The organism is uncultured Jatrophihabitans sp., assembly GCF_964252635.1.
In the GTDB taxonomy this organism is placed as follows: domain Bacteria; phylum Actinomycetota; class Actinomycetes; order Mycobacteriales; family Jatrophihabitantaceae; genus Jatrophihabitans.
On sequence record NZ_CAXUNP010000020.1, the window covers coordinates 59862 to 69493 of the forward strand.

7 protein-coding genes and 1 pseudogene are annotated in these 9632 nt (G+C 69.5%); all 8 read left to right on the forward strand.

Annotation, left to right across the window (positions count from 1 at the left end):
- Positions 1-16: 16 nt before the first annotated feature.
- The gene (locus tag ACFFCA_RS11115; protein WP_375484723.1) at positions 17-2446 is read left to right on the forward strand and encodes an NADH-quinone oxidoreductase subunit G; all 2430 of its coding nucleotides are present in this window, start codon (positions 17-19) and stop codon (positions 2444-2446) included.
- A 71-nt stretch (positions 2447-2517) separates the two neighbouring features.
- Positions 2518-3774 carry an NADH-quinone oxidoreductase subunit NuoH gene (gene nuoH / locus ACFFCA_RS11120; protein WP_375484731.1) on the forward strand — a complete coding sequence of 419 codons (1257 nt, stop codon included), beginning with the start codon at positions 2518-2520 and terminating at the stop codon, positions 3772-3774.
- 109 nt (positions 3775-3883) lie between these two features.
- On the forward strand, positions 3884-4498 hold the full coding sequence (nuoI, locus tag ACFFCA_RS11125; RefSeq protein WP_375484733.1) for an NADH-quinone oxidoreductase subunit NuoI: 615 nt from the start codon (positions 3884-3886) through the stop codon (positions 4496-4498).
- Between the two features lie 10 nt (positions 4499-4508).
- Entirely contained in the window at positions 4509-5300 is a 792-nt protein-coding gene (locus ACFFCA_RS11130) for an NADH-quinone oxidoreductase subunit J (protein ID WP_375484735.1), read from the forward strand.
- A gap of 58 nt (positions 5301-5358) precedes the next feature.
- Positions 5359-5658 carry an NADH-quinone oxidoreductase subunit NuoK gene (gene nuoK, locus ACFFCA_RS11135; protein ID WP_375484725.1) on the forward strand — a complete coding sequence of 100 codons (300 nt, stop codon included), beginning with the start codon at positions 5359-5361 and terminating at the stop codon, positions 5656-5658.
- Between the two features lie 42 nt (positions 5659-5700).
- Positions 5701-7572 (forward strand): NADH-quinone oxidoreductase subunit L, encoded by a 1872-nt coding sequence (gene nuoL, locus ACFFCA_RS11140; RefSeq protein ID WP_375484737.1) that lies wholly within the window; start codon positions 5701-5703, stop codon positions 7570-7572.
- A gap of 36 nt (positions 7573-7608) precedes the next feature.
- Complete coding sequence (locus tag ACFFCA_RS11145; RefSeq protein ID WP_375484727.1) at positions 7609-9252, forward strand: NADH-quinone oxidoreductase subunit M; 1644 nt, start codon at positions 7609-7611, stop codon at positions 9250-9252.
- Positions 9249-9632, forward strand: a pseudogene (locus ACFFCA_RS11150) (NADH-quinone oxidoreductase subunit N); the annotation flags it as partial. The gene ACFFCA_RS11145 and the pseudogene ACFFCA_RS11150, both read left to right, overlap by 4 nt.

The window sequence follows — 9632 nt, forward strand, 5'->3', positions numbered from 1 at the left end:
GCTTGCGGAGCGAGAGATGACACAGGCACCGCCGAAGGAGGACCTCGTCACCGTCACCATCGACGGCATCGAGGCTTCCGTACCCAAGGGCACGTTGCTGATCCGCGTGGCCGAGCAGCTCGGCATCTCCATCCCGCGGTTCTGCGACCACCCGCTGCTCGACCCGGCCGGCGCCTGCCGCCAGTGCCTGGTCGAGGTGACCGACATGGGCAACGGCCGCGGCATGCCCAAGCCGGCGGCGAGCTGCACCACGACCGTCATGCCCGGCATGGTCGTCAAGACCCAGCTGACGTCGGTGGTGGCCGACAAGGCCCAGCAGGGCGTCATGGAGCTGCTGCTCATCAACCACCCGCTCGACTGCCCGATCTGCGACAAGGGCGGCGAGTGCCCGCTGCAGAACCAGGCCATGAGCAACGGCCGCGCCGAGTCGCGCTTCGTCGAGACCAAGCGCACCTTCCCCAAGCCGGTCGCGATCTCCAGCAACGTGCTGCTCGACCGTGAGCGTTGCGTGCTGTGCCAGCGCTGCACCCGCTTCTCGCTGCAGATCGCCGGTGACCCGTTCATCGAGCTGCTCGAGCGCGGTGCACAGCAGCAGATCGGCACCAGCGACGAGCAGCCGTTCCAGTCCTACTTCTCCGGCAACACCGTCCAGATCTGCCCCGTGGGTGCGCTGACCAGCGCGTCGTACAGGTTCCGCGCCCGCCCGTTCGACCTGCTGTCGACGGACTCGGTCTGCGAGCACTGCTCGTCGGGCTGCGCGCAGCGCACCGACTGGCGCCGCGGCAAGGTCACCCGCCGCCTCGCCGGCAGCGACCCGGACGTCAACGAGGAGTGGAACTGCGACAAGGGCCGGTGGGCGTTCCAGTACGCCGTCCAGCCCGACCGCCTCCTCACCCCGATGGTCCGCAACGCCGACGGCGCACTGGTCGAGGCCAGCTGGCCCGAGGCGCTCGAGCGCGCGGCCCAGGGCCTCGCCGAGGCCGTCGACCGCGGCGGGGTTGGGGTGCTGCCCGGCGGCCGCCTCACCGAGGAGGACGCCTACAGCTACGCCAAGTTCGCCCGCGTCGCGCTCGGTACCAACGACATCGACGCCCGCACCCGCCCGGTGTCGGACGAGGAGCTGGCGTTCCTGGCCTCGTCGGTCGCGGGCCGCGGCCCCGAGCACGTCTCCTACGCCTCCCTCGAGGCCGCCCCGGCCGTCCTGTTCGTCGGCTTTGAGCCCGAGGAGGAGTCGCCGATCGTCTTCCTGCGGCTGCGCAAGGCGACCCGGGTCGGCAAGACCAAGGTCTTCTCCGTCGCCGCCGTCGGCTCCCGCGGGCTGGCCAAGCTCGACGGGCAGTTGCTGCCCACCGTCCCCGGCGCGGAGGCTGCGACGCTCGACAGCCTGCCCGGTCCGGTGCTCGGTGCGCTGGGCGGCGAGGGTTCGCTCATCGTCGTCGGCGAGCGTCTGGCAACCTCGCCCGGCGCGTTGAGCGCTGCCGCGGCGCTGGCCGCCGAGACCGGCGCCCGGCTCGTGTGGATCCCGCGCCGTGCGGGTGAGCGCGGGGCGATCGACGCCGGTGCGCTGCCCACCCTGCTGCCCGGTGGCCGCCCGCTCGCCGACGTCACGGCGCGTGCCGAGGTCGAGGCCGTGTGGGGCGACATCCCGACCCACGCCGGCCGCGACGTCGACGCCATCCTGGCCGCGACCGCGGACGGCTCGCTGACCGCGCTCGTCGTCGGGGGAGTGGACCCCGACGACACCGCCGACCCGGCGCTGGCCCACCGCGCCCTCGAACGCGCCGGCTTCGTCGTCAGCCTTGAGGTGCGGCACAGTGCCGTCACCGAGCACGCCGACGTCGTGCTGCCCGTCGCGCCACAGCCCGAGAAGTCCGGGCGCTACGTCACCTGGGAGGGCCGTCGCCGGCCCTTCGAGCTGACCATCGCCGGCACCGGCGCGCTGTCCGACGGCCGGGTGCTCAACGCGCTCGCCGACGAGCTCGACGTCGACCTGCGCCTGAACTCGGTCCAGGCCGCTCGCGACGAGCTGCTGGGCCTGGGTGCCGCGGCCACGCGTCCCGTCGCCCCGTCCGTGGCCGGGCAGGCGCCGGAGCCCGGCACCTATCGGCTCTCGACGTGGGCCGAGGTCATCGACGCCGGTCGCATGCAGGACGGCGACGACTACCTCGCCGGCACGGCGAAGCCTGCGGTGGCGCGTATCAGCCCCGCGACTGCGCTCGAGCTCGGCGTCGTCGAGGGGGGCGCCGTCGCGGTGTCCACCGAGGCGGGCGCGCTCGTGCTGCCCGTCGAGATCGTGCCCATGGCCGACGGCACCGTGTGGGCCCCGACCAACCCGCACGGGCACCCGGTGCGGGCGACGCTCGGCGCCGCCTTCGGTGACGTGGTCACCCTGACCAACCCGGCCGCCCCGCCGGTCGTCGGCGACACCGAGGGGAACACGCTGTGAGCAGCACGTTGGCGGTGTCGCAGAACCTGCCCGGGTTCGGCGACAACCCGTTCTGGATCGACCTCATCAAGATGCTCGGCGTCTTCGTCTTCCTCGTCGTCATGACGCTGTTCTCGATCGTCTTCGAGCGCAAGGTCGTGGGCCGGATGCAGAACCGCATCGGCCCGAACCGCACCGGCCCGTGGGGCGTGCTGCAGTCGCTCGCCGACGGCGTCAAGCTGGCCTTCAAGGAAGAGATCATCCCGGTCCTGGTCGACAAGCCGGTGTACTTCCTGGCCCCGATCATCTCGGCGGTGCCCGCGTTCCTCGCGTTCTCGGTCATCCCGTTCGGGCCCGAGGTCAGCATGTTCGGCCACCACACGCCGCTGCAGCTCACCGACCTGCCGGTCGGCGTGCTCGTGGTCTTCGCCTGCTCCAGCCTCGGCGTCTACGGCGTCGTGCTCTCGGGATGGGCGTCGGGCTCGACCTACCCGCTGCTCGGCAGCCTCCGCTCGGCCGCGCAGATGGTGTCCTACGAGGTCGCCATGGGCCTGTCGATGGTCGCGGTGTTCCTGTTCTCCGGCACCATGTCGACCTCCGGCATCGTGGCCAAGCAGGACCACCTCTGGAACGTCATCCCGCTGATCGTCAGCTTCGTCATCTACTTCATCTCGGTGGTCGGCGAGACGAACCGCGCGCCGTTCGACCTGGCCGAGGCCGAGTCCGAGCTGGTGGGTGGCTTCCACACCGAGTACTCGTCGTTCAAGTTCGCGATGTTCTTCCTCGCCGAGTACATCAACATGGTCACCGTCTCGGCGCTGGCCACCACGCTGTTCCTCGGCGGCTGGCGGGCGCCGATCCCGCTCTCGTTGTGGCACGGAGCGAACCACGGCTGGTGGCCGATCCTGTGGTTCACGGCCAAGGTCGTCGCCGGCATCTTCGTCTTCGTGTGGCTCCGCGGCACCTTGCCCCGGCTGCGTTACGACCAGTTCATGGCGTTCGGCTGGAAGGTCCTCATCCCGGTCAACCTGGTGTGGATCCTGGCCGTCACCGCCATCCGCGTGCTCCGCGACCGCGGCGAGAACGCCTTCGTCGCCACGGGCATCCCGTTGGCGGTCGTGGTCCTCCTGGTCGTCGTGCCCGGACTCGTGGTGTGGGAGGGTGCTCGGGCCCGCCGGATCGCCGAGCTGGCCGAGGACGACGAGGACGAGGCGCAGCTGGAGCGCACCTACCCGGTGCCCCCGCTGGACCTGCACGTGCCCACGCCGCCGCGCCAGCTCGCCCACGCGGGTGCGCGCCGGCCACGGGGCGAACTGACGAACACGACGAAGGAGGATGCCGATGTCTGACCAGGAACCGGATGCCCAGGCGGCCTCCGAGATCGCGGCACGGGAGAACGCCGCCCCGGAGCCGACGAGTGCCGAGCTGGCGGGCGCGCAGTCGCCGGCCAACTCGCACATGACGGTCGAGCAGCAGCCGCAGGGCAGCGTGCTCGGCTTCGCGAAGGGCTTCGGCCTGACGTTCCGCACGATGTTCAAGCACGTCTACACCCAGCAGTACCCGTTCGACTTCCACCCGCCGGACGTCCGGTACCACGGCCGGCACGTGCTCAACCGGCACCCGGACGGGCTCGAGAAGTGCGTCGGATGCGAGCTGTGCGCCTGGGCCTGCCCGGCCGACGCGATCTACGTCGAGGGCGGCGACAACACCGACGAGGCACGCTTCTCCCCGGGTGAGCGGTACGGCGCGGTGTACCAGATCAACTACCTGCGCTGCATCTTCTGCGGGCTGTGCGTCGAGGCCTGCCCCACGCGGTCGCTGACGATGAGCAACGAGTACGAGCTGGCGCTGGACAACCGTCAGGAGCTCATCTACACCAAGGAGCAGCTCATGGCGCCGCTGCTTCCCGGCATGGAGGCCCCTCCGCACGCCATGCGTCTCGGCGAGGACTCCGACTACTACACGGTCGGCGTGCAGGCACCGCTGCAGCAGGGCGAGCCGCAGAGCACCGCCAACGTCGCGGGCAAGCCGATCACCGGCCGGGCCGTCGAGGTGGGCCGCCTTCATGGCTAGTGCGGACACCATCACGCTGGCCTCGGGCGCACTCATGCACGGCAACGTGCCGCTGGGCGAGGCGATTGCCTTCTGGATCCTCGGCCCGATCTCGCTGGCAGGCGCGATCGGCATGGTCGTCCTGCGCAACGCCGTGCACTCGGCGCTGTCGCTCGTCGCGACGATGATGTGCCTGGGCGCGTTCTACCTGATCGAGCAGGGGCCGTTCCTCGGTCTGGTGCAGATCATCGTCTACACCGGCGCGATCATGATCCTGTTCCTGTTCGTGCTCATGCTGGTCGGGCGCGATGCGTCGGACTCGCTGATCGAGACGCTACGCGGGCAACGCTGGGCCGCCCTGCTGTTCGGGCTCGGCTTCGCGTTGCTCGTCGCGCTGGTGATCGGCAAGTCGCTGCACGGGACGGAGCCGGTCAACCTCGACGGTCCGAACGCGAACGGCGCGAACGTCAACTCCATCGCGGAGCTGCTGTTCACCAAGTACCTCTTCGCGTTCGAGCTGACGTCGGCGCTGCTCATCGTGGCCGCCGTCGGGGCGATGGTGCTGGCCCACATCGAGCGTGAGGGCCGCAAGCCGTCGCAGAAGAACCTGGCCCGTGACCGCATCCGCTCCGGCCGGCCGCAGCCGCTGCCGGGCCCGGGCGTGCTCTCGACGGGCAACTCGGTCGGCACCCCGGCGCTGTTGCCGGACGGGTCGGTCGCGCACGAGTCGCTGATCGTGGGCACGGAGGAGTTCCCGAAGTACCCGGGCGACCGCGCGGCCCTCGAGGCAGGCGACTACGACGACAGCGAGGTCAGGCAGTGATGAGCGCCAGCGCGAAGACGGCGGCGCGAGCGGCTCGCGCGAAGGCGGTGGCATAGCGATGGACCCGTCCTACTACCTGGTGCTGTCGGCCATCCTGTTCACCATCGGGGCGGTCGGCGTGCTCGTGCGTCGCAACGCCATCGTCGTGTTCATGTGCGTCGAGCTGATGCTCAACGCCGTCAACCTCTCGCTGGTGACCTTCTCCCGCATCAACGGCGATCTGCAGGGCCAGATCATGGCCTTCTTCGTCATGGTCGTCGCCGCGGCCGAGGTCGTCGTCGGGCTGGCGATCATCATGTCCATCTTCCGAACCCGCCGGTCCGCGTCGGTCGACGACGCGAACCTCCTGAAGTACTGAGGGACGTTCAGAAATGATTTCGGCGTGAACCCTGCTACGGGAATCCAGGCGGTCGCCTGGTTGCTGATCGCGGTCCCCGCGGTGTCGGCGGCCTTGCTGCTGCTGGTCGGCAAGCGCGGCGACAAGTGGGCCCCCTACCTGGGTGCCCTGGTGCCGGTGGCCCTGTTCGTGTTCTCCGTGTTCCTGTTCTTCTCGGTCAAGGGCGAGAGCAACCGGCACGTCGAGAAGAACTACTTCAGCTGGGTGCCGGTGGGCGGGTTCCACGTCGAGTTCGGGTTGCTCACCGACCCGCTCGCGCTGGTGTTCGTCCTGCTCATCACCGGCGTCGGTTCGCTGATCCACATCTACGCGGTGGGCTACATGGCCCACGACCCGGGCCGTCGGCGGTTCTTCGGCTACTTCAACCTGTTCATCGCCGCGATGCTGCTGCTGGTGCTGTCCAACAGCTACCTGGCGCTCTACGTCGGGTGGGAGGGTGTCGGTGTCGCGTCCTACCTGCTGATCTCCTACTACTACACGCGGAGCACGGCGGCGACGGCCGGCAACAAGGCCTTCTTCGCCAACCGCGTCGGTGACGTCGGGCTGTCCATCGCGATCATGCTGATGTTCACCTACGTCGGCAGCACGTCGTTCGACGCGGTCCTGTCCGCGAACTACTCCAAGGGCGTGGCGACGGCCATCGCGCTGATGCTGCTGCTCGGTGCGTGCGGCAAGTCCGGCCAGTTCCCGCTGCAGACCTGGCTGCCCGACGCCATGGAGGGCCCGACCCCGGTGTCGGCGCTCATCCACGCCGCGACCATGGTCACCGCGGGCGTGTACCTGATCGCCCGCTCGGCCTCGATCTTCGACGCCGCCCCGGCGGCGCGCACCGTGGTCACCATCGTCGGTGCCATCACGCTGCTGTACGGCTGCATCGCCGGCTGCGGCCAGGACGACCTGAAGAAGGTGCTGGCCAACTCGACGATCAGCCAGATCGGCTACATGTTCCTGGCCGTCGGGCTGGGCAAGGGCGTGTACGCGATCGGCATCATCCACCTGGTCGGGCACGGCTTCTTCAAGGCGGCGCTGTTCCTGTCGGCCGGTTCGGTCATGCACGCCATGAACGACCGCATCGACATGCGCCGCTTCGGCGGGCTGGCCAAGGTCATGCCCATCACCTTCGGCGTGTTCCTCTGCGGCTACCTGGCCATCATCGGGTTCCCGTTCGCCACCGGCTTCTGGACCAAGGACAAGATCATCGAGTCGGCGTTCGACAAGGGCGGGACGTCGGGCTACGTGCTCGGCAGCATCGCCCTGCTCGGTGCCGGCCTCACCGCGTTCTACATGACGCGCGCGCTGGTCATGACCTTCTTCGGCAAGCGGCGCTGGGAGGACGACGTCCACCCGCACGAGGCCTCGCCGGTCATGTGGCTGCCGATGGCCGTGCTCGCCGTGCTGGCGCTCGCCGGCGGCTGGCTGCTCATCGCCGGCGGCCGGGTGCAGGAGTGGCTGACACCGTCGGTGGGCCCGTCCATCGAGGTCGGCGAGCACACCGTGTCCAAGCCGGTGCTCACCATCCTGACCCTCGTCGTCGTGGCCCTCGGTGTGGCCGGTGGGTTGGTGGCCTTCCGCCGCGTGCCCGCCACCCAGCCGGTCGGCGTCTCGCCGGTCACGACGTTCGCACGGCGCAACCTGTTCGCGGACGCCTTCAACGAGGCCGTGCTCGAACGTCCCGGCCAGTGGTTGACCCGCGCGCTCGTCTACTTCGACAACCGCGGCGTCGACGGGGTGGTCGGTGGCATGGCCGCCGGCCTCGGCGGCGGCTCGAGCCGGCTCCGCCGCATCCAGAGCGGCTTCGTGCGCAGCTACGCGTTGTCCATGCTCGGCGGCACCGTCGCCATCGTGGCCGTCCTGCTGGCGGTGAGGTTCCAGTGACCGACGCTCGCTGCGTCAATCGAGGAGATTCCTGCCGTGCATGACCCCACCCTGCTGATCCTGGTGCTGATCCCCCTGGTGGGATCCCTGGGGGTCTTCGCGCTGCCCGAGAGCTCGCCGGGCACGGCCAAGCTCGCCAAGCAGGTCAGCCTCGGCGTCTCGCTGATCGTCGCCGTCTACGCGGTGGTCGTGCTGTTCCGCTTCGACACCGGCCGCGGCGCCGACCGGTTCCAGTACATGTTCAGCGTCAACTGGATCAAGGCATTCGGCGCGCACATCGCGTTCGGCGCCGACGGCATCGCGCTCGTCCTGGTCACCATGGCCGTGCTGCTGGTGCCGGCCGTCATCCTGGCCAGCTGGAACAGCTTCGACAGCCGCTCCGGCGCCGAGGAGGAGGACCCTGCCGTCGAGCGCCAGTCGCGGGTGCGCGCGCGCAGCCGCGGGGCCACCCGGGCGGTCGCGCCCCGGCGCAAGCGCTCGGTGCGCAACTACTTCGGGCTGATCCTGCTGCTCGAGTTCTTCATGGTCGGCGTCTTCACGGCCACCGACGTCTTCCTGTTCTACGTGTTCTTCGAGGCCATGCTCATCCCGATGTACTTCATCATCGGCAGCTTCGGCGGCCCGCGCCGGCAGTACGCAGCGATGAAGTTCTTCCTGTACTCCCTCGCCGGCGGCCTGCTGATGCTCGCGTCGGTGATCGGGCTCTACATCACCAGCCCCACGAAGACGTTCTCGATCACCACCCTGATCGCGCACCCGCTGCCGAACGACACCACGCAGAAGTGGCTGTTCCTCGGCTTCTTCATTGCGTTCGCGATCAAGGCCCCGCTCATCCCGTTCCACACCTGGCTGCCGGACGCCGGCGCGGAGGCCCCGGCCGGCGGCGCGGCCCTGCTCGTCGGCGTGCTCGACAAGGTGGGCACGTTCGGGTTCCTGCGTTACTGCCTGCCGCTGTTCCCGGACGCCTCGCGCTACTTCGCGGTCCCGATCCTCGTGCTGTCGGTGATCGGCATCCTGTACGCCGCGTTCCTCGCGATCGGGCAGCGTGACATGAAGCGCCTCGTCGCGTACACGTCGGTGGCCCACTTCGGTTTCATCGGGCTGGGGATCTTCGCGTTCACCACGCAGGGCGGCACCGGTGCCGTGCTCTACATGGTCAACCACGGCTTCTCGACGGGTGCGCTGTTCATCGTCGTCGGCCTGCTCATCGCCCGCGGCAAGAGCCGCAACGTCGACGACTACGGCGGCGCCGCGAAGGTGACGCCGATCCTGGCCGGGCTGTTCCTGCTCACCGGGCTGTCCGCGCTGGCCCTGCCGGGCATGAGCACGTTCGTCAGCGAGTTCCTCGTGCTCGTGGGCACGTTCACCCGCTACAAGGGCTTCGCGATCGTGGCGACCACCGGCATCATCCTGGCCGCGATCTACGTGCTGTACCTGTACCAGCGCACGTTCCAGGGGCCGACGGCCGAGCGGGTGTCGAAGTTCCGTGACCTCAACGCGCGGGAGATCTTCTCCGTCGCCCCGTTGATCGCGATCATCATCTTCCTCGGCGTGTACCCGAAGCCGGTGATCGACGTGATCAACCCGGCGGTGCGGGCCACGCTGCACAACGTCCACAAGACCGACCCGGCGCCCAAGCTCGGCGAATCTGGATCCAAGACAGGGGCGAACGGGAAATGAGCACCACCTTGCTGGCCGCGCCGGTCGAGCACATCACCACGCCGTCGGTCGCCTACGGCGCGCTCTCGCCGATCTTCATCGTGCTGGGCGCCGCGCTGCTCGGCGTGCTCGCCGAGGTCGTCGTCCCGCGGGCCGAGCGGTTCGCCGTGCAGGTGGGCATCGCCATCGCCGGCCTGGTCGCCTCGGTGATCGCGGTCGCGCTGCTGCACGGCACGTCGATCACCACGCCGTCGCCGAAGGGCACGAACAGCTCCTTCGCCGGCGCGCTGGCCGTCGACCCGGCGGGGCTGTTCATCCAGGGCACGATCCTGGTGCTGGCCGTGATGGCCGTGCTGCTCATGGCCGAGCGCAGCGTCGACATCGGCAGCCCCATCGTGGCG